Here is a 26,774-nt window from a genome sequence, read left to right on the forward strand (position 1 = left end):
GATCAATCTTCCTTGTCTTTGACTAACTCGCCGGTATCGGCCTTCAAGTGCAGCTCGCGCGCCACGCCTTCGACTGTCAGCAACTCGACTTCGTAAACGTACACGTCGTGTTTTTCTTCCAGCTCGACTTCCAGCAGTTTGGCGCCGGGGTAGCGATCCATAGCCTGCTGCAGCACTTGCTCGAGCGGCAGGATCACACCTTGACGACGCAGATCCAGCGCCTCGTCCTGGTCGAGGTCGCGAGCCATGGCACTGCTGCAGAACAACACCAGCGCCAGCGCCGTCAGGCGGGTGACGCGAATATTCAGCTTCATTACGTATCCTGATGATCCTTGAGAACCTGCCCAGTCACCGCATCCAGTTCCAGATCCCAGTTGAGGCCCTGCGGATCACGCAACTCGATCTGGTAGATGTACTTGCCGTACTCCTCCTCCAGCTCGGTTTCAGTGATCTTCGAACCAGGGTGCTTACTGAGCGCGATGGCGTTGAGCTTCTCGAAGGAGACGATAGTACCAGCGTCGCGCAAACGAAGCGCTTCGTCAGGTCCGAGATCGCGCGCCTGCGCGGTGTTGGCAAAGAGGCCGATGATCGAGGCAGTGGTCAGGGCAGTCAGGGTTTTCATGGTGTCTCCGAATTCTTATAGGTTGCTTACGGTGGGCACCTTAGCGGGGTCAACTTAACTGAAACTGAATGGCCATCATTGCTCAGCTTCCACGTTTCCAATGTAGGAGCTGCCGAGGGCTGCGATCTTTTGATCTTGATCTTTTTCCCCCTCCGCATAGAAACGGTTAAACCCGAGATCAAAAGATCGCAGCCTGCGGCAGCTCCTACAGGATGTCGCAACATCGGCTTATAATTCCCAGCTTGCTAACGATCGAGACCGGTATGACCGCCATCCACATCAAGTTCCCTGCCCTCACCCTCAAGGCCGGCCCGCGGGCCATGGCGCGCATTCGTGCGCAAGGGCTGCACGCCGCTGACGTCGGCACCCTGCCCGGCGCGGCCGGTGGGCCGAAGGCGCTGGGCATTCAGGGGCTCGATCTGGCGCTGTTCGGCGAGTGGTTGCCGAGTGCGCCGCGCGAGCGTTCGCTGATCGGTGCATCGGTGGGTTCCTGGCGCTTCGCCAGCGCCTGCCTGCCGGACGCCGCCGAAGGCATTCGCCGCCTCGGTCAGCTATACGCCGAGCAGAATTTCAACAAAGGCGTGACCATGGCCGAGATCAGTCAGAGCTCGCAGCGCATGCTTAATGATCTGCTCGACGGCCGCGATGCGAGCATCCTAGAGAACGCCGATTACCGCTTGAACATCATGGTGGTGAAAAGCCAGGGCCGCCTCGCTGAAGACCATCGCGGGCGCCTCGGTCTGGCGTTGGGCTCGGTGATCGCCGACAACCTGCGCGGCCGTGCACGGCTGTCGCGGCATTTCGAGCGCCTGATCATCCACGATCCACGCTTGGCACCACCGCTCGACACGTTGACCGATTTCCCCTCGCGTTTCGTTGCCCTCAATGCCGGCAACCTGCGTCAGGCCCTGCTCGCTTCCGGGTCGATTCCGATGGTCATGGAAGGCGTGCGCGACTTGCCCGGCGCCGGTGCCGGTACGTTCCGTGACGGCGGCCTGCTCGACTATCACCTCGACCTGCCCTACAGCGGCGACGGCATCGTGCTCTATCCGCATTTCACCGATCGGGTGATCCCCGGCTGGTTCGACAAGACCCTGCCATGGCGCCGCGCCTCGGTGCAGCGTTTGCAGGACGTGGTGCTGGTCGCGCCGTCGAAGGAATATCTGGCACGCCTGCCCTACGGCAAACTGCCCGACCGTAACGACTTCAAACGCTTCATGGGCGATGCGCCGAGCCGGCAGAGATACTGGCACGCGGCGATGGACGAGAGCCGCCGACTGGGCGACGAATTCCTCGAGCTGACGGCCAGCGGTCGCCTCGCCGACCGCTTGCTGACCCTTTAGTCAGCACGGCCAAAGACAAGCTGATAAACTCGCCGCCTGCCCGAATCGCTGCGGCGAACGCCATCTGAACAGAGCCGAAAATACCGTGGAAATCTTCAAAGAGTTTACTTTCGAATCCGCCCACCGCCTGCCGCACGTCCCGGACGGCCACAAGTGCGGTCGCCTGCACGGTCATTCGTTCAAGGTCGCGCTGCACCTGAGCGGCGACCTCGATCCGCACACCGGCTGGATTCGCGATTTCTCCGAGATCAAAGCGATTTTCAAGCCGCTGTACGAACGTCTCGATCACAACTACCTGAACGACATTCCCGGCCTGGAAAACCCGACCAGCGAAGTGCTGGCCAAATTCATCTGGAACGAGATGAAGCCATTGCTGCCGGAACTCAGCGCGATCCGCATTCATGAGACGTGCACCAGCGGCTGCATTTATCGCGGGGAATAAGCCACACAGACACCTCTGTAGGAGCTGCCGAAGGCTGCGATCTTTTGATCTTTGTTTTTACAATCAAAATCAAAAGATCGCAGCCTTCGGCAGCTCCTACAGGGACCGCGTTCTTTCAAATACAGCCTTTACGGCTGTTTTTTTATGCCTATGCTTTTCGTTCTCCCGCCAAGAGGACAGACCCATGACGGACTGGCTGCTGGATCAGGTCTTTGACTTCAACGGGCATCAAGTGCGTTATGCCGTGCGCGGTGACGGTTCGCCGCTGGTGTTCGTGCATGGCACGCCATTTTCGTCTTATGTCTGGCACCGCATCGCCCCGCACTTTTTCGCCACCCACCGTGTGCACTACTTCGATCTGCTCGGTTACGGACAGTCCGCACAGCCAGACGCGGACGTCTCCCTTGGCGTACAGAATGAACTCCTGGCGCAGCTGCTCGATCATTGGAACCTGCAAAATCCGGACATGGTCGCCCATGATTTTGGCGGCGCTACGGTGTTGCGTGCGCACCTGCTCAACGGCAAGGATTATCGCAGCCTGACCCTGATCGACCCGGTCGCATTGACACCGTGGGGCTCGCCGTTTGTGCAGCATGTGCGTCAAGACGAGGCGGCCTTCAGTGGCTTGCCCGATTACATCCAGCGCGCCATCGTGCCGACCTATATTCGTGGTGCAATTCACCGTCGAATTGCCGATGACGAACTGGCGGCGTATGTAAATCCGTGGCTGGGCGATCCGGGGCAAGCGGCGTTCTACCGGCAGATCGCGCAGATGGATGAACGCTATACCCGCGAAGCCGAAAGTCTGTACCCGACGATCCGCTGCCCGGTGCAGATTCTTTGGGGCGAAGAGGATCAATGGATCCCCATCGAACGTGGCCGCGCGTTGCAGCAGATGATTCCCGGGGCGCAATTTCACGCCATCGCCAATGCCGGCCACCTTGTCCAGGAAGATGCCCCCGAAGCCATCGTCGCCGCCCTGCTGCGCTTTCTCTGAATCACACACCTGCACCTGTAGGAGCTGCCGCAGGCTGCGATCTTTTGATTTGGTTTCAAAAGATCGCAGCCTTCGGCAGCTCCTACATTGGGCTTCGGTGCGTTCAGCTGCACCGTTTTCGCGCCTGACTTCGCCGTGTCGTCTATACATACCCGGCCCGACCGCGTTTGGCACGACCGCTGCAACCCTTGCTCGTCTTCCCCTTCCAGCAAGGACTGCCCCATGACGCAGAACGCCTCCGGCAACGATTACCCGCTCAGTGAAGTGCCGATGCACGCGCGCAAAGGCCTGGCCTCGACGGCGATGGTGTTACTGGGTTTCACGTTTTTCACCGCGACCTTGTTTGCCGGCGGCAAGCTGGGGGTCGCTTTCGGTTTTGCCGAGATGATGGCGGTGATCATTGTCGGCAACCTGTTGCTCGGTCTGTACGCCGCGGGCCTGGGTTACATCGCCTTCAAGAGCGGCCTCAATTCGGTACTGATGGGCCGTTTCTGTTTTGGCGAAGTCGGCAGCAAGCTCAGCGACCTGATCCTCGGTTTCACCCAGATCGGCTGGTACGCCTGGGGCACGGCGACGGCGGCGGTGGTGATCGGCAAATACTTCGGTCTGAATGAGGCCACGGTGCTCGGCCTGATGGTGCTGTTCGGTCTGGGCTTTTGCGCCACCGCATACATCGGTTATCGCGGGCTGGAAATTCTTTCGTACATCGCGGTGCCGGCGATGATGTTGCTGCTGATGCTGTCGATGTGGGTGGCGACGGTGAAAGTCGGCGGCTTCGAAGGTTTGCTCAGCGTAATACCGACGGGTTCGCTGGACTGGTCGACAGCGATCACCCTGGTGTTCGGCACCTTCGTCAGCGGTGCGACGCAGGCGACCAACTGGACTCGTTTCTCGCGTTCGGCGCGGGTCGCAGTGCTGGCTAGCCTGATCGGTTTTTTCATCGGCAACGGCCTGATGGTGCTGATCGGCGCATACGGCGCGATCGTCTATCAGCAACCCGATGTGGTTGAAGTGCTGCTGTTGCAAGGCTTTGCCATGGCCGCGATGGCCATGCTCTTGCTGAACATCTGGAGCACGCAGGACAACACCATCTACAACTTCGCCGTGGCCGGCTGCAACCTGCTGCGTACCGGGCGGCGCAAAACCGTGACCCTCGGTGGCGCGGTGATCGGCACTCTGCTCGCCCTGCTGGGCATGTACGACATGCTGGTGCCGTATCTGATCCTGCTCGGCACGGTGATTCCGCCGATTGGCGGGGTGATCATGGCTGACTTCTTCTACCGTTGGCGCGGGCACTATCCGCGTCTGGCCGACGCACGGTTGCCGGCGTTCAACTGGCCGGGGCTCGGGGCCTACGGGGTGGGCACCGTCGCTGCGTTCAGTTCGCCTTGGGTCGCGCCGCTGGTAGGGATCGCCGCTGCCGCGCTAACGTATGTCATCGTCACCGGTGTGCTCGGCGCCCGTCGCCTCAGTGCACCACTACAAGACTTATAAAAAGGATTCGCCTGATGCACATCATCAACGCCCGCCTGCGCAACCAGGAAGGCCTGCACGAATTGCACCTTGAAGACGGCCTGATCCACAGCATCGCCCGCCAGACCGAAGCGCCGAGCCTCGGCCCGGATGACCTCGATGCCGGCGGCAATCTGGTGGTGCCGCCCTTCGTCGAGCCGCACATTCACCTCGACGCCACCCTTACCGCCGGCGAGCCGCGCTGGAACATGAGCGGCACGCTGTTCGAAGGCATCGAGTGCTGGGGCGAGCGCAAAGTCACGATCACCGAAGAAGACACCAAGACCCGCGCCAAGAAGACCATTCAGGCGCTGGCCGCCCACGGCATTCAGCACGTGCGCACCCACGTTGACGTCACCGACCCGCAACTCACCGCGCTCAAAGCCATGCTCGAAGTGCGCGAGGAAAGCCGTCACCTGATCGATCTGCAAATCGTCGCGTTCCCGCAGGAAGGCATCGAGTCGTTCCGCAACGGCCGCGAGCTGATGGAGGAAGCGATCCGCATGGGCGCCGATGTGGTCGGGGGCATTCCGCATTTCGAGTACACCCGTGATCAGGGCGTCAGTTCGGTGAAGTTTCTGATGGACCTGGCCGAGCGCACCGGATGTCTGGTCGACGTGCATTGCGACGAGACCGACGACCCGCATTCGCGCTTCCTGGAAGTGCTCGCAGAAGAGGCGCGCAGCCGCGACATGGGCGCCCGCGTCACCGCCAGCCACACCACGGCGATGGGCTCTTACGACAACGCCTACTGCGCCAAACTGTTCCGCCTGCTCGGCCATTCCGGGATCAGTTTCGTCTCCTGCCCGACCGAGAGCATTCACCTGCAAGGACGCTTCGACAACTTCCCGAAACGCCGCGGCGTCACCCGCGTCAACGAACTGCTCGAAGCCGGAATGAACGTGTGTTTCGGCCAGGATTCCATCGTCGATCCGTGGTACCCGCTGGGCAATGGCAACATCCTGCGCGTGCTCGAAGCGGGTCTGCACATCTGCCACATGCTCGGCTACCGCAACCTGCAAAGTGCGCTGGACCTGGTTACCGACAACAGTGCCAAAGCCATGCATCTGGGCGAGCGTTACGGCCTGGAACAGGGCCGCCCGGCGAACCTGCTGATTCTGTCGGCGGACAGCGATTACGAGGTGATCCGCAGCCAGGGCCTGCCGCTGTATTCGATTCGTGGCGGCAAGGTGTTGATGAAGCGGCAGATGCCGGTGGTGGAGTTCAGCAGAGAATTGCGCTGAGTCGAATGCAAATATTCCATTCGCCACAAACCCTGTAGGAGTGAGCCTGCTCGCGATAGCGTTCTTTCAGTCGATAGAAATGTGGCTGACACACCGCCATCGCGAGCAGGCTCACTCCTACAAAAGCATCGCTAGTGGCCGAATCAATCCATCAACCGCCCAGCGCCAAACAATTTCACCCGCAGCAATGCTCCTTCTGAAACCTCCAGCAAAACCGGTGCAGTGCCGCCGGGCATGATCACCCGCACCTCCCCCGCCTCAACCCAACCCACCCGCCACGCCGCACATGCCACCGCACTGGCGCTGGTGCCGGACGATGCGGTTGGCCCCTCGCCGCGTTCGAATACCCGGGCGAATATTTTCTGCGGCGACGCCAGCACGGCCCATTGCAGATTGACGCCGGCCGGACAGGGTTTGCCAGCACCGATGGGCATGGCATAGGCAATGGCGGTCAGCCTTTCGTTCAGGGGCGATTCACGCATCTGCTCGTTGCTCGGCAAAGCGCCTGCATCGCCGAGTAGCGTCACGCAGTGCGGATTGCCGATGCGCACGAACTGGCTGTAGCTCCAGTCGGGATCGAGTTGTGCGAGGGGCTGGACATGACTGACGTCACGGTGATTGAAGTGAGCGCTCTCAACTGACTGCGCTCCCACGGCTTGCGGGCCGAATCCGGGCTGACCGAGATCAAGCCAGAAGCCGCGCACGCCTTCAACTTCGGCCGGTTTAACCGAGGTTTCCAGCGCTTCATCCTTGTCATGATGAACGCGCAATACCGCGCCCTCTTCCCGCATCAAGCCTTGCTCGGACAATGCCTGAGAGAAAATCGTCAGACCGTTACCGCTGCGTTCGGCGAGGCTGCCGTCGGTATTCACGATGAGCACATCGAACGGTGCCGACGTCTGAAACGGGCCGATCAGCAGACCATCGCTGCGGTGCGGTTTGCTGTTGGCCGGGCGCTGGCCTTCGGGCCAATGGCAGCACAGAGCGATGGCGGCTTCGCTCCATTGCTGCCGAGACTCCGCGCACTCGGCGGCGCTGACCGGCAAAGCAATTCCGGCCTCGCGCAAGGCTTGGGGCGAAACCACAGCGTAGATATTGCCGCGTGCGTCGTAGAACCTTGTCATGCCCTATTCCCGTATTCCATGCTGGCTTAAACCCAACTGTAAACCGCAATCCCCTGTAGGAGTGAGCCTGCTCGCGATAGCGGTGTGTCAGTCGACATTTTTTTAACTGACACACCGCCATCGCGAGCAGGCTCACTCCTACAGGTTACGATGTCGGCTGCCCGCCCTCGAACAGACCGTGATCGAACCTCAATGCGGTATGAGTGTCCTTCGGGGGATGTGATTGTTTTTTGCCAAGGATCGATATGACCAGCCTCAACCCCCAAGACACGTTCGTCCCCGGACGCCTGGAACAGATGTCCACGCGCGTCGCTTTTTTCATCGCCGGCCTCGGCATCGCCGCGTGGGCGCCGCTGGTACCGTATGCCAAGGCGCGGGCCGGGCTGGATGAGGGCACGCTGGGGTTATTGCTGCTGTGTCTGGGCGTCGGCTCGATTCTGGCCATGCCGCTGGCGGGAATTCTCGCCACGCGTTTTGGTTGCCGACGCGTGGCCACCGGCGGCACGCTGCTGATCTGCGCGGCGCTGCCGTTGCTGGCGACGGTGTCGTCGATCCCGGCGTTGATCGCCACGCTGTTCATGTTCGGCGCCGGCCTCGGCACGGTGGATTCGACGGTGAACCTGCAAGCGGTGATCGTCGAGCGCGCCAGCGGCAAGCACATGATGTCGGGTTTCCACGGCTTGTTCAGCCTCGGCGGCATTGTCGGTGCGGCGGGCGTCAGCGCCCTGCTCGGCCTCGGCCTGACGCCGCTGGCGGCCATGCTGGTGGTAGTGGTTTTGCTGATCGGCGCCTTGCTCAAGTGCGTGCCGCACATGTTGCCCTATGGCAGCGAAAGCTCCGGTCCGGCCTTCGCCATTCCCCACGGCATCGTGCTGTTTATCGGCGGCATGTGCTTCATCGTGTTCCTCACCGAAGGCGCGGCGCTGGACTGGAGCGCGGTGTTCCTCGCCCAGGAACGCGGAATCGACACGGCGTATGCGGGTATGGGTTACGCAGCGTTCGCCCTGACCATGACCGTGGGTCGTCTGCTCGGTGACCGCATCGTGCGCAAGCTCGGCGCGACGCGGATCATTCTGTTTGGCGGTCTGTTGGCGGCGGCGGGGTTGTTTCTCGCCACCTTCGCGCCGAGCTGGCAAGCGGCGCTGGTTGGGTATGCGCTGGTCGGCGCCGGGTGCTCGAACATCGTGCCGGTGCTGTACACGGCGGTGGGCAAGCAGACGGTGATGCCCGAAAGCATCGCGGTGCCGGCGATTACCACACTGGGTTACGCAGGGATTCTCGCCGGGCCGGCAGTGATCGGTTTTGTCGCCCATGCCAGCAGCCTGAGTTTTGCCTTTGGACTGATGGCGGTGTTGCTGGTGGCTGTGGCGATCGGCGGCAAAGTCCTGAAGGTCTGAAAGCTTCGCGAGCAGGCTCGCAGGACGTAGCCAGATCGTTCCCCACGCTCTGCGTGGGAATGCCTCAACGGACGCTCCGCGTTCGGCTTTTGCAAGGGACGCGGAGCGTCCCGGGCTGCATTCCCACGCAGAGCGTGGGAACGATCAAGCCTTAGAAGCCGACGCTGGCCTGCACGAAGAACGTGCGCGGCGCGCCGACATACATCCCCGAGTTGTTGTCGCTGGAGCGGGTGAAGTACTGCTTGTCGAAGACGTTTTTCACCCCGGCGCCGAGCTTGAGATTCGACACCTGCGGGCCGAAGTCGTAGCCGCCGCGCACGTTCCAGGTCACGTAACCCGGAATGTCGCCGTACTGCCCGTCCGCCGTACCTTCGGTGATGTAGTTGCCATTGAAGCTGCCATCCGCATTCACACCGGTGCCCGGCGAACGCTGTTTCGACTGGGCAAAGCCATCAATGTTGTAAGTCCAGCGATTGATGTCGTAACGCAAACCGACCGTCGCAACCTGCCGCGAATAGAACGGCAGATCGCGGCCCTTGAAGCCGGGAATCTCGCCTTCATAGGTGGCGCGGGTGTAGGTGAAGCCGGCATTGGCGGTCAGGCCATCGAGGCGCGGGTCGAGTGCGGCCATGTCGTAGTGCACCGACGCCTCAATGCCCTGATGCTTGGTCGCGCCGAGGTTGGTCCAGCCGATATCGTTGCTGATGTATTGCAGCTCGTCGTCGAAGTCGATGTAGAACAGCGTCACCTCGCCACCCCACACATCATCGTTGTAGCGCGTACCGATCTCGTAGGTTTTGGCTTTTTCCGGCTCCAGGCCGTTGGCGGTGCTGTCACCCGAGCCGCCCTGACCGAGCTGGAAATATTGCAGGCTGCCGAACGAGGTTTCGTAGTTGGCAAACAGCTTCCAGGCATCGGACAAGTGATACATCACACTCAGCGCCGGTAGCGGTTCGTTGCTTTCGATGCTACGGTTTTTCTCCGGCACTGGCCGGCCGGCAGTGTCGAGCACGGCGCGGTCATGCCAGTCAGTGCTGATGTGTTCGAAGCGAATCCCCGGGGTGACGGTCCAGTTGCCGACGTCGATCTTGTTGTCGACATACACCGAGTTGGCCTCGGTGCCGCCGGTGCGATCCTGGAATACATGGCCATCCGAGGTCGGTGTGACCACCGGCTGGTTGTTGACCAGCGCCAGACGGCTGGATTCTTCGTGCATTGCTTCTTTCAGATAGCGATAACCAACGCTGACTTCCTGGGTGGTCGGGCCGACATCGAACACCCGCGACACACGCGGCTCGATGCCGAGGGTGTAATAGGAACGCGGGTACGAGCTGAGGGTGCGCTGATCGCGCGCGGCGATGGTACTGCCGCGAAAGCTGTCGGTGTAATAGGTGAGAATTTCTGCCTGGGTGCGCTCATCGATCTGGCGGATCCACTTGAACGACACGTCTTTGCGCCGGCCACTGAACTGATCGTAGTCACGCACCGATTCGTAAGGCTTGTCGTCGTACTGACGCTGGGTCAGGCCGCCGGGCATGTCGGCGCTGGCGTCGTAGTAGTGAAAGTTGAGGCTGAAATCGTCCTGATCGGTCGGCGCCCAGTGCGTCTTGAGCAGCACGTCGTCGATGTCATTACCGTTGTTGCGCTCGCGATAGCCGTGACCGTTGACGCCGGAGTACAGCAGCGCCACACCCATGCCGTTGTCGGCGGTGCCGCCGAGGAACGCGGTGTCGATGTGTTTCCAGCCGCCGTACTGAGTCGTTTCCAGGGTGGTGCCGATTTCGCCGGTGGTTTTTTCCGGGATCGCGCGGGTCACGAAATTGATCACGCCGCCGACGTTCTGCGGCCCGTAACGCACAGAACCGGCGCCGCGTACCACATCGATGCTGTCGAGGTTGCCCGAGGAAATCGGCGCCATCGACAGTTGCGGCTGGCCGTACGGGGCAAACGCCGCAGGCACGCCATCGATCAGCACGGTCGAGCGTGGCGACAGGCGCGAAGTCAGACCGCGTACGCCAACGTTAAGGGAGATATCACTGCCGCCGGTGCCGTTGGAGTCCTGCACCTGCACGCCGGGCACGCGTTTGAGCACGTCGCTGACGTTCATCGCACCTTGCTCGAGCATCGCTTCGCGGCGAATCACCGTCCGCGCGCCGGGGTGGTTCTGCACCACCGCCGCGTCGGCGTCACCGAGCCAGTCGCCGACTACTTTGATGTCGGTCACGCCGAGCTCCAGCGGGCCGTTGCTGGTAGTTGAAGTCGCGGCTGGTGCGAGCGTCACCGAGCCCTCATTGATCTGATAATCCAGACCGCTGCCTTGCAACAACTGGCGCAGCGCCTGCTCCGGCGAGATGTCGCCGTCGACCGCTGGCGCCTGTTTGCCGGCCACCAGCTCAGGGCTGAAGAACACCTGCAGCGAGGTTTGCTGGCCCAGCTCACTCAAGGCCTGACCCAGCGGCTGCGCGCGGATGTGAATGGCTTCGGCGGCAAACGCCAACGGCATCGCTGCGCTGACCGCGAGCGCCAGCGCCAGTGGCAACCAAGGGGATTTTTTATTGTGGGTTATGGTGATGTTCACGTCGTACGGAGTCCTGTGGATCGCAAGAGTGTGCGGCTGTTAATGCAAACCAGTTGCAGTTGAACAGGAAGACGATGAACGAGGAAAAAACCTGAATGCTATCTGGAAATTATTTCCTGACTGCCATCGGCGAGGGTGCGCACGGTCACCGGCAGGATGCTCGGCAAGGCTTTGAGCAAGGCGTCGGTGTCGTCGGATCTGAACACACTGGTCAGGCGCAGGCTGGCCACGTTCGGCTGGGACACGATCAGCGGCTTGTCGCGATAGCGTGACACTTGCGCCGCCACTTCGCTGAGGCTGGCGTTGTTGAACACCAGTTTGCCGTGGCGCCAGGCAGTCAGCTCCGCCGGGTTGACCGCGTAAGCCGGCAGGACTCTGCCGTGCGCATCGACCGAAGTGCCGAGGCCGGCGCTCAGGTTGATGAATTGGTTGTCCGGGGCGTCACTTGCCTGCACCTTCACCGTACCCTGCTCCACCGCCACACGGGTTTGCGTGGCATCGCGGCGTACATCGAAACGCGTGCCGGTGACCGTGACCTTGCCGCTCCCCGCTTCGACAACAAACGGCCGCGAGGGGTCATGTTCAACGCTGAACATCGCTTCGCCTGCGATTAGTTCGATAACCCGTCGATTCTGCTCATAACGCACCTGCAAGCGGCTGCGACTGTTCAGATCGATCACCGAACCATCCGGCAACGCCACATGCTTGCGCTCGCCCAACGCCGTAGCGAACTCGGCGCGGTAACCGCCGGGATGATTGAGTCCACTGGACAGGCCAAGTCCCAGCGCAACGGCCAGGACACTCGCGGCCACGGCATAACGCAGCAGCGGACGGCGTTCACGGCGGGGTGGCGGAGTTTCGGCAAGCGCCTGGAGACGCGACATCGGCAGCAGATCAGTCGCCGTCCACAAGCCTTGCAGCAACTGAAATTCTTCGCGATGTTGCGGGTGTTCATCCAGCCAGGCGTCGAAGCGCAGCTGTTCTTCGACGTCGACATTCGGCTCCTGCAAACGCACGAACCAGGCTGCCGCCTCATCACGCACCGCCATTTGCCCACAGGCGCAATCACGAGTCTCCATCATGGAATGTCCTGTCCGGCTGAGGTTGAGATTCGGCACGGCCCCCTGTAGGAGCCGCCGAAGGCTGCGATCTTTTCGACGTCACACGGCATCATGATTGCAAGCCATCCAGCCGCTCTCGCAGATGCCGCAGGGTGCGGATCATATACTTTTCGACCATGTTCTTGGACAGCCCGAGGCGCTCGGCAATCTCCGCCTGAGTAAGGCCTTCGATCTTCTGCCAGACAAAGATCCTGCGGCAGTTGAGCGGCAGTTCAGTGAGCGCGCGTTCGATGGAATCGGCCAACTGGATCGCGTGCATGTAGTGCTCCGGATCGCCCGCTGACGACGCACTGTCATCGACCGTCTCCGTCTCCATCGCGCCGCGCCGGTCCTCGCGCCGGTAACCATCGACCGCGATATTGCGCGCGGTCTGGTGCAGATACGCGCGCGGCTGCTGCACCGCCGCCGAATCCGCCTCGAGCACCCGCACAAAGGTGTCGTGCGCCAGATCCTCGGCCTGCGCGCGATTGCGCAGGCGCCGAGTCCAGGTGCCGATCAACTCTTCGTAATGCTCGAAAAAGCCGGATCTGCGGGAGCGCATGTGGGATGGGCGGCGTGTGAGAAAGGGGCGTGGATAGTAATGCTTCTTATTAATCGAGCGCAATTTATTCATCGCCCCCCTTGACCTCTTCTTCCACTTGGCCAAGAGCGAGAGCCGCAGCCAGACTTATCGGCAGCAGCGAAACGCGTTCTATGGCATACGCGCCAGATTGATTGCGCTGCCGAACTCGAGCATCAAGTCCTTGAACGCGAAGGCTGAATAACCAATGAGCAGTGCCAGTACCGCCAGAGTACCTTTCGTTTCGACGGGAATACTCATCCAACCAGGAAGAACCAGCGACGCGCAGAAGACAATGAGGCAAAGCGCTCCCACGCACACGGAGACAATGGTCAGGAAAAAGTAACTCCAGAACGCTGTCGGGATAGCCCGGGAGCGCAACACAAACCAGTCGCCGTCGGTATTGACCAACGCCATACCTCTGATGAAGCGATCCATAGCCAGCCCCGGATTGGCCTTCTTGGTACCCAACACGTTGCGAATCTGTCGAGGATCAGCGTTTACCGGCCCCCATGCATTTTGAAACTCGAGTTGCAGGTCTGCGTCGTTGAGTTTCTCGAAATTCAAGCGCAAGTTGCGTTGCAACTGAACCTGCCCTCTGGCTTTCGCGACCCTCATACGACCAGCCTTGGTCGAATGGGGTTGCCACCATTCAAACAGCGTCATACCAACGCCAACCGCGATCAGAACAATGCCCAAGGCGCGAGAATAACCAAAGTCATCCGGCACCGATGGCACGGGTGCCAAGCCACGGAATGCCTGAGCCGTCTGGGCCAGCATCGCCAGCAAGTCGAGTGCTCCAGGCGTCCACAGCAGCATTCCCAACATCACAAACTTGCTACTCGGTTTTCCGATGATCCAGTTGATGAGTTGTTTAGCAATAGCTATCAGTTCCCGCTGCGGGTCAGTCCCTGAGTTCATGTGTAACTCCTTTGAAATATTTGCGCTTGAGCAACTTTAACGGCCTGAACGCTCAGTTCTGAAGGATCAGCGAAACGGTTCGCGACGATTTACCTGACGCCGCTGTTCCTCGGACGCGTGAGTGGATACAGCGCGCTGGACATTGGTATGGCGGTTTTCTCTACCGGGTTGCCAGCCTGCGCCAGTTGTGGCTGGTGACGTATCGCGAGGCGCAGACGCAGACCTATGGCGATACGTTTCTGATGATCATGGTCTGCTTCATCATTGCCACGGCGATGGTGCCCTTGATGCGCAAGGTGCAACCGCCGGCGGCGCCGAGTGCAGACGGGCATTGATGTTCCGCCCGTAGGAGCTGCCGAAGGCTGCGATCTTTTGATCTTGCCTTTTGAAAGCAAAGTCAAAAGATCGCAGCCTTCGGCAGCTCCTACAACGGATTGTGGGCAGCTTAAGCCTGCGGCAGTTTGCGGAAGCCCACCGCCAGGCGATTCCAGCCGTTGATGGTGTTGATCGCCACGGTCAGGTCAACCAGTTCCTTTGGCGAAAACTGGGCAGCAACCACGTCATAGTCTTCGTCGGGTGCGTGGGTCAGGCTCAGTTGCGTCAGCGACTCGGTCCAGAGCAGCGCGGCGCGTTCGCGCTCGCTGAAGAACGGCGCTTCCCGCCATGCCGTCACGGCGAACAGGCGACGCGGGGTTTCGCCATCCTTGATCGCGTCGGCGGTGTGCATGTCGATGCAGAAGGCGCAGCCGTTGATCTGCGAGGCACGCAGCTTGACCAGTTCGATCAGGCTCTTTTCCAGCGGCAGTTTCGAGACGGCATTTTCCAGCGCCATCATCGCTTTCAGGGCATCAGGAGAAGCAGTGTAGAAATCGGCACGAGGTTGCATGGTGGGCTCCGGGGTAGCGATTGAATGTGTGGCTACGTTAGTCCCCGGGGGTGGTTCGGCAAATAGCCAATATTGCAGAAGAACGGTAGGCCACTGGGCGCGGCAACTGACCGCTCGTCACTCGACCGGCACCAAGGCTCGGGCGCGCAAGACCAATATCAGGTAATCCCCTTTTTCAGGAGACGTACCATGATGACGCGCAAAATCACTTCGTTGCTGTTGGCCGGCCTGCTCGCCACGGCATCCGCCGCCAGCTTCGCCGCCAATGACAGCACCGACGCGACGGGCACCGAGTCCGGCGGCGCCAGCAGCTCGACCATGCCGCCTGACAATACTCCGGGCTCGCCATCGGGCAGCACCGGCTCCGGAACCAATAACGGCACCGGCACGGGCACTGGTTCGAGCATGGGCACCGGCACGGGCACCAACGGCGGCGCCAGCGGTTCGGGTTCCGGCGCGGGTGGCGGCACCGGTTCGGCCGGCGGCGGCACAGGTGGCGCGGGCGGTGGCACGGGCGGTGGCACGGGCGGCTGAACGAACAAGAGTCATCCCAGATAGCAACGGTGATTAATTGTGGGAGCGAGCTTGCTCGCGAAGGCATTGTGTCAGTCGACTGATTGGGTGACTGGTGCGCCGCCTTCGCGAGCAAGCTCGCTCCCACATTGTTTCAAAAGCGTGATTGAGATCAGCGATCCGAACGCATCAGTTCGGCAAAACCTTCTTCCGGCGCAAACACCGCCGCCCGATTTCTTCCGGCATTTTTCGCCTGATACAACGCAGCGTCCGCGCGCTGTATAAACACCTGCGGACTGTCGTTGCCGTGTGGAATAAATGAATAACAGCCCAGGCTCACAGTGAGATAACCGGTCGGTGAACCACTATGAATGATGTGCTTGTCGATCACGCTGCGGCGTATCTGCCCGGCAATCGCCAACGCCCCATTGATATCGGTGTCCGGCAACAGCACGGCGAACTCCTCGCCGCCGTATCGCACCGCCAGATCCGACTTGCGCTGGCAACAGGTCTTCACCACCTGCGCCACTTGGGCCAGACATTGATCGCCGGCGACATGGCCGTAAGCATCGTTGTAGCGCTTGAAAAAATCGATATCGAGCATGATCAGGCTGACCGGACTCACCTGGCGCGCGCCACGAGCGAATTCAATCTCCAGCGAACGCTCGAACAAGCGTCGATTGGCCAGTCCGGTGAGGCTGTCGTGGGTGGCGATCTGCTCCAGCGCCAGTTGCGCCTTGCGCAGGTTTTTCTCGATGCGCTCACCATCGCGCACCTGATGAATGAACACCCAGCCGAACAGGCCAATCCCGAGGATCACCAGCGCGACAATCACGCTGGACTGGAAAGCGCGGTCGTGCCAGCCCTGCAGAATGGTGTCTTGCGAAGTCGCGGCGGAGACTACGAGCGGATACGAGGCGAGCTGTTGATAGCCATACAATCGGGTGACGCCATCGACCACCGAATTGAGCATCGCCGTGCCCGCGTTAGCATGGGGCAACAGGGTTTGATAGATCTCGCCGTGGGCCACCGAGGTGTTGATCAGCGACTCATCGAAAGGCCGTCGCGCCAGCAAGGTGCCGTCGGTCAACGCCATGAACATGATGCCACTGTCATCGAGGCTGAAGCTTTTGAAAAACTGATCGAAGTACGACATGCGGATGCCGGCCATCAGCACACCCTGAAAGTTGCCGAGCTGGTCGTTGACGCGTCTGGAGATCGGGATGATCCACTCGCCATTTTCACGGCTGCGAATCGCCGGACCGATGTGCGCCACGGTCGAGGCATTCTGCTGATGGAACTTGAAATATTCGCGATCGGCCACGCCGTTGCCACGGGGCAGATTGGGGAACGAAGTGATGACCCATTGCCCTTCGCGATCAAAGAGAAAGATGCCGTGCAACTGATCCAGCTGCTGCGCGCGGCGGGCAAAGATTCTTTGTAACCGTGGACGCTGCGTCGCCCCATAGCCATCGTCCTGAATCCAGTCGACCAGGCTGGTCATCACCAGATCCGCTGCCCGCACGGTGTCTTCGGCCTGCTGGGCCATGGCCCGGGTCAGGTTGCTCGAAGCCATCTTCGCCACCGCCAGATCCTGACGCCGCGACTGCTCCAGTTGCAGATACAGCAGACCGCACAGGCACAGGCTCACCGCAACGATGAACAGCACCGCCGCTTTGCGCAGCGGCAGGCGCTTGAGCGTGCCGGGGGCCTGATGCGGATCGTGAATGGGGATTGGCAAAAGCATGTCCTGGGCAGGTACGACAGGGGCGCGAGCCCGAAACCCTTGTGTTCGTGAGCGTAGCCCACCGGGATGCACGGAGCAAACGCCCGCCTCCCGCCCAGTTATCGGCGCCTCGCGAGTTTGGATGATCGCTTTTCGTCGATTTATTTACGATTGCTTCTTTCCGGTTAATCAGTTGTGCAGGGCCCGCCGCCGCATCGCGCTGCTCAGATGTGCGCGAGCACTTTGCGCATCGCCTTCACGCATTTGTTCATAGGCGCGCTGCGCAATAGCGTGGGGCACCGGTTTCAATTCGCGCTGGGTGGCCATGGCCAGCAGTTGTACCTGCGCGGCGCGTTCCAGGTAATACAGATCGTCCCAGGCTTCGGCGATGCTCGGCGCGGCGACGATGACACCGTGGTTTTTCAGAAAAAGAATATCGGCGTCGCCCATGACACTGGCGATGCGGTCGCCTTCGGATGCGTCCAGCGCGAGACCGTTGTAATCCTCGTCCACCGCCGTGCGCCCGTAGAACTTCAGCGCGGTCTGCCCCAGCCACAGCAGCGGTGGGCCTTGCAACAGACACAACGCCGTGGCGTGCGGCATGTGCGTGTGGAACGCGACTTTCACCCGTGGCAATTGTTGGTGCAGGCGCGCGTGGATGTAGAACGCCGTGGCTTCGGGCTCACCTTCGCCATCGACCACGTTGCCGGCGAAGTCACAGACCAGCAAATTTTGCGCTGTCACTTCCGAAAAAGCGTAGCCGTATGGATTGACCAGAAACAGATCATCATGCCCCGGCAGCATCGCCGAAAAGTGATTGCAGATGCCCTCCTCCAGGCCATGCAAGGCCGCCAGTTGAAAGCACGCGGCGAGTTCGTTGCGAGCAGTGCTGATCGCCTCGGTTTCTAGATTCCGTGCCAGTATTGGTCTGGTTTTGGCTGTGCCGCTCAAGGTGTGCGCCATGGCAATTCTCCTTAGGTCCAGCCGAGGGATTCGAACAGCGACAGCACGCGGTCGAGGCTGGGCAGAATCGCGTCGGGGCGATAGTCCGGCAACAACTGCCGGCCCGTGCCGCGATCGATCCACACGCAACGAAAACCCATGTCCCGCGCCGCTGTGTGATCAAGCATGGGGCTGGCGCAGATGTGCACCACTTCATCCCTTGTTACGCCCAATTGCTGATGAGCGTAGTCGAACAGCCGCGGCGCCGGTTTGTAGGCACCGGCCTGCTGCGCGGTGATCACCCGGTCGATATGACCACCGAGTTGCGCGACGTTGCCGGCGATGATGTCGTCGTCGGTGTTGGACACAATGCACAGCTTGAAACCCATCGCCTTGAGTTGCGCGAGGGTGTCGAGCACTTCGGCAAAGGGCGGCATGTTCGGAATCGCCGCCGCCAGACGCTGACTGTCTTCCGGCAGGCTCGGCAAGCCCAATTCTTCCAGAGCCAGTTGCAGACCGAGGGTGCTCAATTCGCGAAAGGAACGGTGCGGTGGGGTTTGTTCGAGGCGGTGCTCGTGACGATCGTAGACTTCGATCAGCTTATCGGCGTCGATGGCGTGCTCGCCCTTCTCGCCGAGGATTTTTTCGACAACGGCTTTCAGGCCTTCGTCCCATTGAATCAGCGTGCCGTAGCAATCGAAGGTCAGCCATTGCGGGCGTGGCGTATTGTTCAAGGTCATCGGTCGACTCCTCCAGAGTGAGGACTTCAGCTTATGAGCGCGGGGTGATAGTGTGAAATTAAATAAACACGCGATAGTCATTCGTAAAACCACTATCATGGCCGCCACCATGCTGGATCTGGAACTGCTGAAAACCTTCGTCTGTGTGGTCGACGAAGGCAGCTTCACCCGCGCTGCCGAGCGTGTGCACCGCACGCAATCGACGGTCAGCCAGCAGGTGCGCAAACTCGAAGATCTGGCCGGCCACCCGCTGCTATTGCGCGACCGCAGCGGATTGAACGTCGCTGTGACCGAGCACGGCGAATTGCTGATCCACTATGCGCGTCGATTGCTGGCGCTGTCCGCTGAAGCCAGCCAAGCACTGGCCAGCGATGTCGATCTGGAAGTGCTGCGCATCGGCATGCCGGAAGACTTCGACGCGCGGCGCATGGCGCTGATCCTCGCCGGCTTCACTCGCAGCCACCCGCAAGCGCGCCTGGAAACCATCAGTGGCATGAGCCTCGACCTGCGCCAACGCCTCGATGCCGGCGACATCGACATCGCCCTGATCAAACGCGAACCCGACAGCGGCCCGGCATGGGCGACCTGGCCGGAGCGACTGGTATGGGTCAAAAGCCCCGGGTTCGATACCTCCAAGGGCGTGCTGCCGCTGGCGCTGTTTCCCCAGGGTTGCCTGTATCGACAACGGGCGATTCGCCTGCTCGACGTGGCGCAGAGACCGTGGCGGGTGGCGTTTGGTAGCCACAGCCTGACCGGGATTCAAGCGGCGGTGGCGTCCGGGTTAGGGGTTTCGGTGTTGCCGGTCTCGGCGGTTTTGCCGGAGCATGAGATGTGTATGGACTTGCCAGAGTTGGCGCCGACGGAACTGGCGCTGGTTAGTCGTGAAGGGGTTTTGAGCGGGTTGCAGCGGGGGTTGGTGGAGTTTTTGCGTGGGGAGTTGGGGGTGGATGCGGGGGGATTTGCGTGAGTCCCCCCGAGGGTTGTTTATTCGGGTTTGTTGATTTCCCGGAGCAGGTCGGCGGTGGGGATGTTCATGGTGTTTGAGTAGTAGGTTTTGTAGCCGTAGGCGGTGATGACGACTTTGCAGGGGATTTGGGTTTTATTGGATAGGAGGTTGTTCAGCTCCGCTACTGACAAATGTCTTTCCGAACTCTGATCGCTGGAAGTTTCACTCATGAACGCTCGGGTGAAGTAAGAGAATTTGGCACTTTCGCTTTTTGTTTTCTCGGATCTGATCAATCCGTATGAGGAAAACCGAATGCCTTTGCCCACTGAGAAATCCTGATCGTCAGCCAAAGCGCATTTGAGCATGCCTGAGATCATTCCTTCCCGCTCGCCTAGTCCAAAAAGATCCAGAATATCAACATCAGACTGATATCTGATTACGTATAAAACAGACTGCTCTCTTTCAACTGACATGAATTTCAGGTGAGCGGCAGGCATAACATGGTCTTTGGCGCACCCTGAGCAAATAGCCAGAAACGCGCAAAGCAACGTCCTGTTCATGCTGGAAACTCCTTCATGATCGAGTCGAAGAGAAGATCACTCGCCGTTTTTCCCCCGGCGATACGCGCAGTGAACAATCCCAATGCATTCGCGTGATTGGTGTCAACATTGGTGTTCAATGAAGGTCCGCATGAAATTGTCCATTTCTCGCCAAAATCCGCGACTCCGTCTGATGAGTCTCTTCTGGATGGCGTTGCTTTGACATTTATCCAGTCGAGAGCGACTGGATCGGGAGCGCCAAAGTAGATGTCTGAGCCAGCCCAGACCAAAGCCCCCTCACCCACCGGGTCAAGGGTAATTAACATTTGAACTTTGTAATTCCAATCCGACATCAACTTCGTCAAGTGCGCGCCATTCCACCCACCGAGGCTATGCCCAATGATGTAAACGGGACAGCTTTTATACGGGATCAGACTCAGGACGTACCGCTGTATATCCTGCTTTCCTCTGACTTGGTTGTAACCCAACAATCCGACTTGTATTTCCCTTCCCTCGCAAGCGTTAAAGCTCGCTCATCAAATTCCTTGCGCGCCTCTTGGATGTTTCCATACGGCCCAGAAAAGTAATAACTCTCCTTATCCCCAGCCCCACCAATAAAAAGCACAATCGCCTTGGTACTTTCCACCGGCACAGGCTTGGCACTGACATCCTTCTTGTCGGTCAGCACATGTTCCTTATGCAGCCTGTAAGTGTTGCCCTTGGCGCACGTTACCGTCTCAGCCGTCATGCCTCACTCCTCCAGAAACAGCTTGATGGTTTCAGGCAGGTGCGAACTGACCTCATGGGTAAATCCGGCGGCATCAGACACGCCGTGCTCCATGCGCCCGTCGGCGCGCTGGATTATGTAGGGGTGATCGGGCATCGGTTCACCGGTCACATCGTTGACCAGTTTCAACATGTCGGTGAAGTGCACCGGCATCGGCAGCAGACCACTGAAAGGCGCCACGACTACGGTGTCGCCAATGATCACCGTGCCTGAACCGCCGATGACGACATTACCGTGGCCACCGGTGCTGTCCAGCGTCGCCGCGTTCAGGCCATTGATGAACACGGTGCCGGATACAGCGCCGCTGATCGCGCTGCCGCAAGCGGACTTGTCGGTCATGCGTGCAGCCGCCAGACCGTCGAAATTCACGTTCGGCGAGCCGCTGACGATCGGGTTGGTGCCGTGTCCTGGCAATGGGCAGGCGGTTGGGTCGGTGACGCGGGCCGCGGGTTTTCCGCTCATGAACAGCTCCTTGCAATGTGTCGTGCAGATCCTTTGAGGCGCGCAGCATGCGTGAATTTGCCAAGCGCTACAAATCTTCAGACGAAAAAAAGGCGCTCACGGGAGCGCCTGTTTGTCCTGGCTCATTACGGATGTCTCACCGTGCCGGCGGCACCCGGATATCCCCCGCGCGGCACTGAGTCTTCACCCCTTTGCCACACGCGCCGAATTGCAAATCCTTGCCCATGCACACCCGCACTTCCGACAGCTGCGGGCCGCTGCAAACCACCGCAATTCCATCCTCGGGAATACCCGGATTGGCCTTGCGAAACAGATCGACAATCTCCTGCGCTTCGAAGTAGTACGACGTCGAGCCGAACGGCTGCAACTCCTGCGGAATCTTCACAGCGCCGAGAGCCTGATCTGACTTGTCCAGATAGCCCATCGCACCAAGACCGCTGCAGGTGCCGTGCTTGGACCATTCGTGATCGAGTAGTTTTTTCGTGGGGTACATCGTCAGGCCTTTGCTGGTTTCTGCCGCCGACAGCGTCGTCAGCGGCGGGCAGGATTCTGGCCAGCCACCCTTGGCATATTGCGGCCACAAGCCGTGCAGGACAAACCCATAACCCTTGCCGGTGCATTGCGCGTCGTCCTTGTGCGTCAGACAAAAGGTCGGCGACCAGGACAGCGCCAGCAGGTAGTAGTCGAACACCCCCGCCACCGACTCCGCCTGCGCTTTGTTCGATGACGGCTGACGCGCCGAGCTCATGCCGATGCTACCGGCCGTCAGCGCAATCAGCGCCAGAATTGTAAACAGCTTTTTCATTGACCCATTCCTTGGGACGCCTGCGTCCGTGGTTTTCGTTGATGGCCAGCGTTGGCCAGCGCTGATTTCGACACGTTTGTATTGCAAGCGCATGACGCAAGGCAAGGCCCTGCGCCGTGCAAAGGTCTACGCTGAACAGGCAGACATCCAACAAGGGAACCGACATGAGTAAAGCAGACGAACTCGCCGCCAGACTCAAGCAGACCCGGCATACCCAGGCTGATGCGGCGCTGGAAATCGATTGCTGGCCTGCTCAGGTGTACGACTTGTACCACCGCATCGAGGGCTGGCTGCAGCCAGTCACCGAAGTGGGATTGAAGATTCGCCGCAATCCTACGCACGTTTGCGAAACTTCGCCGGACGGCGAAAGCCACGACTACGCCATCGACCAGTTGGTGATCGAAGCGAACCATCACAGTTTGATGTTCGATCCGATTGCGCGGTTTACCGAGGATGGTTGCGGGCGTGTCGAAATCAAAGTGCCAGGGCGCGATCAGTCGTTGCTGCGCACCGTTGACGAGCACGGCGAAAGCCACTGGTGGTTGCAGACTATCGAGACCGGCCAGGAGCTGGATGCGATTGCACTGACGGAAAACAATCTGCTGCAAGTAGTGCAGCAAGGGCTGGGCCTCTAACGGATCAACACTGACGGGTAACGTCGGACTGGATCAACGGTGAGAACGTGGTTAACTTCGAACACGTTCTTCCCGCCCACTCCAGAGAAAAGTCCGACAGATGCCAACGACAAAAACCACATTCCTGCTCGGTGCATTGCTCGCGTTGCCTTTCACCGCTCAGGCAGCCGAGCCGACAACCCACCTCGACAGCATCCAGCAACAAGGCCAGTTGCGCGTCTGCACCACCGGCGACTACAAGCCCTACACCTTCAAGCGCAGCGATGGCGACTTCGAAGGCATCGACATCAGCATGGCCCGCTCACTGGCCGACAGCCTCGGCGTCAAGGTGCAATGGGTGCAGACCACCTGGAAAACCCTGATGCCCGACATGCAGGCTGGCAAATGCGACATCGGCATGGGCGGCATCTCGGTCACACTGGAACGGCAGAAAAAAGCCTATTTCAGCAACACCCTCGACACCGACGGCAAGATCCCGCTGGTGCGCTGCGCCGACCAGGCCAGATACCAGACCATCGAACAGATCAACCAGCCCGACGTACGCCTGGTGGAACCTGCCGGCGGCACCAACGAAGCCTTCGTCCACGCCTTCCTGCCCAAAGCGCAACTGGCCCTGCACGACAATTTGACGATCTTCCAGCAACTGCTCGACAACAAAGCCGACGTGATGATCACCGACGCGTCGGAAGCGCTGTATCAGCAGAAACTCAAACCGGGCCTGTGCGCGGTGAATCCGCATCAATACATGCAATATGGCGAAAAAGCGTACTTGCTGCCGCGCGATGATATTAGCTGGAAACTGTATGTCGATCAGTGGCTGCATTTGAGCAAGGTTACTGGCAAGTATCAGCAGACGTTGAGTGAGTGGATTGCGGTGCCGGCGCAGTAACCGTTAATCGTCGTGCAGCATGCCGGAGCTGTATTGACTGAGGCTGCTGCCGATGCTGTTGGCGACAAACTACAGATAACGTCGAAACGTCCTACGCGACCTAATGAAAGGGCTTACTGAAAACCCATTTTTGACAGTTCCATCATCCAAAAAAAACCCGCTTCAACCGAAGCTGAAACGGGTTCTTTCCCTCTGAAAACGACCGTTACTTCAGGTCGTCAAAGTGGTCTCGCAGGAACTCGTCAAAGCGAAACTCTTTCAACAATTTCCATACGAGGCTCAGCGCACGCAGCAAAAGCTTCATACGTTTTGGCCTCCAGGTTGGGGGCCAAACCTCGAGCACGCTTACCGGATCACGCGTGCCTTCGGCCAACACGTCAATGTAGCCAGTGAGGCGGCCGGTTGAAGTCCCTCCGAGACATCAATCCGGCACGGGTGCAAAACCGTGTCAGCGGGCGTGAAACCGTTAAGTCACCAGCCAAACCTCACCGCGGCACTAACATGTGAGCGCCGGCATGATAACCCAGAATATTCAGCTCCAAGCCTACTCTTTGGGTTCCTCATGCAGGACAATCGATTGTTTTTGTAATACGTTATTTCTGTCAGTATCACCACGAGAAAATATTTCTCCAAGGCTCCCCAGCGCTAGCAAAAATACCGTTGCATGTTTGCGCAAAGATTCATACCATGGCCACACGTCAATGTAGCTAGTGATGCATCAGTCTCGGTCGCAACCCGAGACTAGAAAAAACCGCCCCGCAAAGGCGGTTTTTTTTCGCCTGCGATCTGACAGCTACGTTGCCAACGTTTTCAACATCATTTCTGCGGTGCGCAGACTGAGATTGGCGAGGAAAACGGGGACGGATTTATTTGCATCCGATCCCCCTCTTAGCATGTGAATGAACTCCACCATCGGATTGACTTTCCGGAGCTCTGTCCAACCTCAATCCTGATAAACTCCCCACTTTCCAGCCCCACCCAATCCAGAACCGCCAATGTCCCCTATCACCGCCACAGACGCCCCACTCTCCCGCCGCTTCTCCGTCGCCCCCATGATGGACTGGACGGACCGCCACTGCCGGTACTTCCTCCGCCTCCTGTCCAAGCACGCCCTGCTCTACACCGAAATGGTCACCACTGGCGCGTTGCTCAACGGCGATCACGAACGTTTCCTCCGTCACAACGAAGCCGAGCACCCGCTCGCGTTGCAGCTCGGCGGTAGCGTTCCGCTTGATCTCGCGGCCTGCGCGCGTATGGCGCAAGAGCACGGCTACGACGAAGTGAACTTGAACGTTGGCTGCCCGAGCGATCGTGTGCAGAACAACATGATCGGCGCCTGCCTGATGGGGCATCCGCAGCTTGTGGCGGATTGTGTCAAGGCGATGCGCGATGCGGTGTCGATTCCGGTGACGGTGAAGCATCGGATCGGCATCAACGGGCGCGACAGTTATGCCGAGCTGTGCGATTTCGTCGGTACGGTGCGGGATGCCGGATGTACGAGTTTTACCGTGCATGCGCGGATTGCGATTCTCGAAGGGCTGTCGCCAAAGGAGAATCGTGACATTCCGCCGTTGCGTTATGACGTCGCGGCGCAGTTGAAGGCTGATTTTCCTGAGCTGGAGATTGTGTTGAACGGCGGGATCAAGACCATGGAAGCCTGCCATGAGCATCTGCAGACTTTCGACGGTGTGATGTTGGGGCGTGAGGCTTATCACAATCCGTATTTGCTGGCGGAGGTGGATCAGCAGTTGTTTGGCAGTTCGGCGCCGGTGATCAGTCGGGCTGAGGCGTTGGCGCAGTTGCGTCCTTATATAGCCGAGCATTTGCAGGCCGGTGGGGCGATGCATCACATCACGCGGCATGTGTTGGGTTTGGGTACCGGTTTCCCCGGGGCGCGCAAGTTTCGGCAGCTGTTGTCGGTGGATATTCACAAGGCCAAGGATCCGCTGGCGTTGCTGGATCCGGCGGGTGAGTTGCTTGAAGGGCGTTGATGCCCTCCCCTCATATCAGCCAGGCGGCTTGATCCGCCTGGCTTGACACCTCAAGCGGCCGCTGCGGCGGTCCAGTTCACCCAGCCAAACACCCAAGTCGCCAGAATCAACAATCCAAAACCGATCCGATACCACGCGAACGCGGCGTAGCTGTGGCTGGCGATAAATTTCAGCAGGCCACGCACGGCGATCATGGCGAAGATGAACGCGGTGACGAATCCGAGGGCGAAGACTGGCAGGTCGTTGGGCTGAAACAGGTCGCGGTATTTGTAGCCGGAATACACTGCGGCGCCGACCATGGTGGGCATGGCGAGGAAGAATGAGAACTCGGTCGCGGCTTTGCGTGAGAGGCCGAAGAGCAGACCGCCGATGATGGTCGAACCGGAGCGCGAGGTGCCGGGAATCATCGCCAGGCATTGTACGAAACCGACTTTAAGCGCGTGAGACCAGCGCATGTCATCGACATGTTCAACGCTGACGACATGGCTGCGCTGTTCCGCCCACAACATGACTATGCCGCCGACAACCAGGGCCACCGCAACGGTGATCGGGTTGAACAGATACTCATGAATCGCGTCGGCGAATAACACGCCGAGGATGACGGCAGGAAAAAACGCGATCAGCAGATTAAGCGTGAAACGTTGCGCGTTGCGTTCGGTGGGCAGGCCTTTGACGATATCGAAGATCTTCGAACGAAACTCCCAGACCACAGCAAGAATGGCACCCAGCTGAATAATGATGTTGAACGCCATGGCGCGTTCGCCGCCGAATTCGAGCAGGTCGGCGACAATAATCTGGTGACCGGTACTCGAGATCGGCAAGAACTCGGTCAAGCCTTCTACCGCGCCCAATATCAACACCTGGAAAAGGGTCCAGAAATCCATTAATCCTCCGTCAGAGCACTCAGGGTGAGCGGCCAGTCAATAACACTCGGGGTTGAGTATCTGAGTTACACAATTGGCGCATATGAAGATCAAAAGATCGCAGCCTTCGGCAGCTCCTACATTTGAAATGCATTTCCTTGTAGGAGCTGCCGAGGGCTGCGATCTTTTG

The 26,774-nt window shown here is 59.7% G+C and carries 26 protein-coding genes and 2 pseudogenes; 12 read left to right on the plus strand and 16 right to left on the minus strand.

Annotated elements, in window-relative coordinates; all coding sequences use genetic code 11:
* Positions 1–2 precede the first annotated feature (2 nt).
* Both J2Y90_RS23010 and J2Y90_RS23015 read right to left on the minus strand, forming a co-directional pair.
* The gene (locus J2Y90_RS23010; protein WP_253503658.1) at positions 3–314 is read right to left on the minus strand and encodes a PepSY domain-containing protein; all 312 of its coding nucleotides are present in this window, start codon (positions 312–314) and stop codon (positions 3–5) included.
* Positions 314–622: a PepSY domain-containing protein gene (locus J2Y90_RS23015; RefSeq protein WP_253503661.1), complete on the minus strand. Its 309-nt coding sequence runs from the start codon at positions 620–622 to the stop codon at positions 314–316. Before J2Y90_RS23015 ends, J2Y90_RS23010 begins: the two co-directional genes overlap by 1 nt.
* A 263-nt stretch (positions 623–885) precedes the next feature.
* Between J2Y90_RS23015 and J2Y90_RS23020 the strand changes: the two genes are divergently transcribed.
* The 5 genes from J2Y90_RS23020 (at position 886) to codA (ending at position 6,160) form a co-directional block, all read left to right on the plus strand.
* On the plus strand, positions 886–1,965 hold the full coding sequence (locus J2Y90_RS23020; protein WP_253503664.1) for a patatin-like phospholipase family protein: 1,080 nt from the start codon (positions 886–888) through the stop codon (positions 1,963–1,965).
* Positions 1,966–2,050: 85 nt separating this feature from the next.
* Positions 2,051–2,407 carry a 6-carboxytetrahydropterin synthase QueD gene (gene queD, locus J2Y90_RS23025; protein ID WP_007915588.1) on the plus strand — a complete coding sequence of 119 codons (357 nt, stop codon included), beginning with the start codon at positions 2,051–2,053 and terminating at the stop codon, positions 2,405–2,407.
* 184 nt (positions 2,408–2,591) lie between these two features.
* On the plus strand, positions 2,592–3,404 hold the full coding sequence (locus J2Y90_RS23030; protein ID WP_253503667.1) for an alpha/beta fold hydrolase: 813 nt from the start codon (positions 2,592–2,594) through the stop codon (positions 3,402–3,404).
* Between the two features lie 222 nt (positions 3,405–3,626).
* Positions 3,627–4,898, plus strand: a complete 1,272-nt coding sequence (codB, locus tag J2Y90_RS23035; protein WP_253503670.1) for a cytosine permease — start codon at positions 3,627–3,629, stop codon at positions 4,896–4,898.
* 14 nt (positions 4,899–4,912) lie between these two features.
* Entirely contained in the window at positions 4,913–6,160 is a 1,248-nt protein-coding gene (gene codA, locus J2Y90_RS23040) for a cytosine deaminase (protein WP_253503673.1), read from the plus strand.
* Positions 6,161–6,303: 143 nt separating this feature from the next.
* On the opposite strand, the gene J2Y90_RS23045 is transcribed toward codA, so the two are convergent.
* Positions 6,304–7,284, minus strand: a complete 981-nt coding sequence (locus J2Y90_RS23045) for a diaminopimelate epimerase (RefSeq protein WP_253503676.1) — start codon at positions 7,282–7,284, stop codon at positions 6,304–6,306.
* Between the two features lie 245 nt (positions 7,285–7,529).
* Here J2Y90_RS23045 and J2Y90_RS23050 point away from each other — a divergent pair, with 245 nt between their 5' ends.
* Complete coding sequence (locus tag J2Y90_RS23050) at positions 7,530–8,681, plus strand: MFS transporter (RefSeq protein ID WP_042609095.1); 1,152 nt, start codon at positions 7,530–7,532, stop codon at positions 8,679–8,681.
* A 151-nt stretch (positions 8,682–8,832) separates the two neighbouring features.
* On the opposite strand, the gene J2Y90_RS23055 is transcribed toward J2Y90_RS23050, so the two are convergent.
* The 4 genes from J2Y90_RS23055 to J2Y90_RS23070 all read right to left on the minus strand — a co-directional run bounded on the left by J2Y90_RS23055 (position 8,833) and on the right by J2Y90_RS23070 (position 13,860).
* On the minus strand, positions 8,833–11,259 hold the full coding sequence (locus tag J2Y90_RS23055) for a TonB-dependent siderophore receptor (RefSeq protein WP_253503678.1): 2,427 nt from the start codon (positions 11,257–11,259) through the stop codon (positions 8,833–8,835).
* 98 nt (positions 11,260–11,357) lie between these two features.
* Positions 11,358–12,341, minus strand: coding sequence for a FecR family protein (locus J2Y90_RS23060; RefSeq protein ID WP_253503681.1), 984 nt, complete (start codon positions 12,339–12,341; stop codon positions 11,358–11,360).
* A gap of 88 nt (positions 12,342–12,429) precedes the next feature.
* A complete protein-coding gene (locus J2Y90_RS23065) occupies positions 12,430–12,921 on the minus strand; it encodes a sigma-70 family RNA polymerase sigma factor (protein ID WP_253505309.1) in 492 nt (163 codons plus the stop codon).
* 150 nt (positions 12,922–13,071) lie between these two features.
* Entirely contained in the window at positions 13,072–13,860 is a 789-nt protein-coding gene (locus J2Y90_RS23070) for a hypothetical protein (protein WP_253503684.1), read from the minus strand.
* Positions 13,861–14,027: 167 nt separating this feature from the next.
* Between J2Y90_RS23070 and J2Y90_RS23075 the strand changes: the two are divergent.
* Positions 14,028–14,195: pseudogene (locus J2Y90_RS23075) on the plus strand (DHA2 family efflux MFS transporter permease subunit); the annotation flags it as partial.
* A gap of 110 nt (positions 14,196–14,305) precedes the next feature.
* Here J2Y90_RS23075 and J2Y90_RS23080 read toward each other — a convergent pair.
* Positions 14,306–14,746: a carboxymuconolactone decarboxylase family protein gene (locus J2Y90_RS23080; protein WP_042609087.1), complete on the minus strand. Its 441-nt coding sequence runs from the start codon at positions 14,744–14,746 to the stop codon at positions 14,306–14,308.
* Between the two features lie 189 nt (positions 14,747–14,935).
* Here J2Y90_RS23080 and J2Y90_RS23085 point away from each other — a divergent pair, with 189 nt between their 5' ends.
* Positions 14,936–15,280, plus strand: a complete 345-nt coding sequence (locus J2Y90_RS23085; RefSeq protein ID WP_253503687.1) for a hypothetical protein — start codon at positions 14,936–14,938, stop codon at positions 15,278–15,280.
* A gap of 151 nt (positions 15,281–15,431) precedes the next feature.
* Here J2Y90_RS23085 and J2Y90_RS23090 read toward each other — a convergent pair whose 3' ends face one another.
* From J2Y90_RS23090 to J2Y90_RS23100, 3 genes are all read right to left on the minus strand, one after another.
* Positions 15,432–17,000, minus strand: coding sequence for a sensor domain-containing diguanylate cyclase (locus tag J2Y90_RS23090; RefSeq protein ID WP_253503690.1), 1,569 nt, complete (start codon positions 16,998–17,000; stop codon positions 15,432–15,434).
* A 174-nt stretch (positions 17,001–17,174) separates the two neighbouring features.
* On the minus strand, positions 17,175–17,948 hold the full coding sequence (locus J2Y90_RS23095; protein ID WP_253503693.1) for an aldolase: 774 nt from the start codon (positions 17,946–17,948) through the stop codon (positions 17,175–17,177).
* Between the two features lie 11 nt (positions 17,949–17,959).
* A complete protein-coding gene (locus J2Y90_RS23100; RefSeq protein WP_253503696.1) occupies positions 17,960–18,667 on the minus strand; it encodes a haloacid dehalogenase type II in 708 nt (235 codons plus the stop codon).
* 109 nt (positions 18,668–18,776) lie between these two features.
* On the opposite strand from J2Y90_RS23100, the gene J2Y90_RS23105 reads away from it, so the two are divergent.
* Positions 18,777–19,634 carry a LysR family transcriptional regulator gene (locus J2Y90_RS23105; RefSeq protein ID WP_253505312.1) on the plus strand — a complete coding sequence of 286 codons (858 nt, stop codon included), beginning with the start codon at positions 18,777–18,779 and terminating at the stop codon, positions 19,632–19,634.
* Positions 19,635–19,651: 17 nt separating this feature from the next.
* Here the strand turns inward: J2Y90_RS23105 and J2Y90_RS23110 are convergent, their stop codons facing one another.
* The 4 genes and pseudogenes from J2Y90_RS23110 to J2Y90_RS23130 form a co-directional block, all read right to left on the minus strand.
* Positions 19,652–20,173: a hypothetical protein gene (locus tag J2Y90_RS23110; protein WP_253503699.1), complete on the minus strand. Its 522-nt coding sequence runs from the start codon at positions 20,171–20,173 to the stop codon at positions 19,652–19,654.
* A pseudogene (locus tag J2Y90_RS26810) lies at positions 20,170–20,900 on the minus strand (alpha/beta hydrolase). Before J2Y90_RS26810 ends, J2Y90_RS23110 begins: the two are co-directional and overlap by 4 nt.
* Positions 20,901–20,903: 3 nt before the next feature.
* Positions 20,904–21,401 (minus strand): PAAR domain-containing protein, encoded by a 498-nt coding sequence (locus J2Y90_RS23125; RefSeq protein ID WP_253503709.1) that lies wholly within the window; start codon positions 21,399–21,401, stop codon positions 20,904–20,906.
* Between the two features lie 136 nt (positions 21,402–21,537).
* Positions 21,538–22,206, minus strand: a complete 669-nt coding sequence (locus J2Y90_RS23130) for a ribonuclease T2 (RefSeq protein WP_253503712.1) — start codon at positions 22,204–22,206, stop codon at positions 21,538–21,540.
* Positions 22,207–22,370: 164 nt separating this feature from the next.
* Here J2Y90_RS23130 and J2Y90_RS23135 point away from each other — a divergent pair, with 164 nt between their 5' ends.
* The 3 genes from J2Y90_RS23135 (at position 22,371) to dusA (ending at position 25,721) form a co-directional block, all read left to right on the plus strand.
* Positions 22,371–22,841 carry a hypothetical protein gene (locus J2Y90_RS23135; RefSeq protein ID WP_253503716.1) on the plus strand — a complete coding sequence of 157 codons (471 nt, stop codon included), beginning with the start codon at positions 22,371–22,373 and terminating at the stop codon, positions 22,839–22,841.
* A gap of 100 nt (positions 22,842–22,941) precedes the next feature.
* On the plus strand, positions 22,942–23,730 hold the full coding sequence (locus J2Y90_RS23140) for a transporter substrate-binding domain-containing protein (RefSeq protein WP_253503719.1): 789 nt from the start codon (positions 22,942–22,944) through the stop codon (positions 23,728–23,730).
* Positions 23,731–24,725: 995 nt separating this feature from the next.
* A complete protein-coding gene (dusA, locus tag J2Y90_RS23145; RefSeq protein ID WP_253503722.1) occupies positions 24,726–25,721 on the plus strand; it encodes a tRNA dihydrouridine(20/20a) synthase DusA in 996 nt (331 codons plus the stop codon).
* A gap of 50 nt (positions 25,722–25,771) precedes the next feature.
* Here the strand turns inward: dusA and J2Y90_RS23150 are convergent, their stop codons facing one another.
* Complete coding sequence (locus J2Y90_RS23150; RefSeq protein ID WP_253503725.1) at positions 25,772–26,605, minus strand: undecaprenyl-diphosphate phosphatase; 834 nt, start codon at positions 26,603–26,605, stop codon at positions 25,772–25,774.
* Positions 26,606–26,774: the final 169 nt, after the last annotated feature.

It is taken from the genome of Pseudomonas koreensis (assembly GCF_024169245.1).
Lineage (GTDB): Bacteria > Pseudomonadota > Gammaproteobacteria > Pseudomonadales > Pseudomonadaceae > Aquipseudomonas > Aquipseudomonas koreensis_F.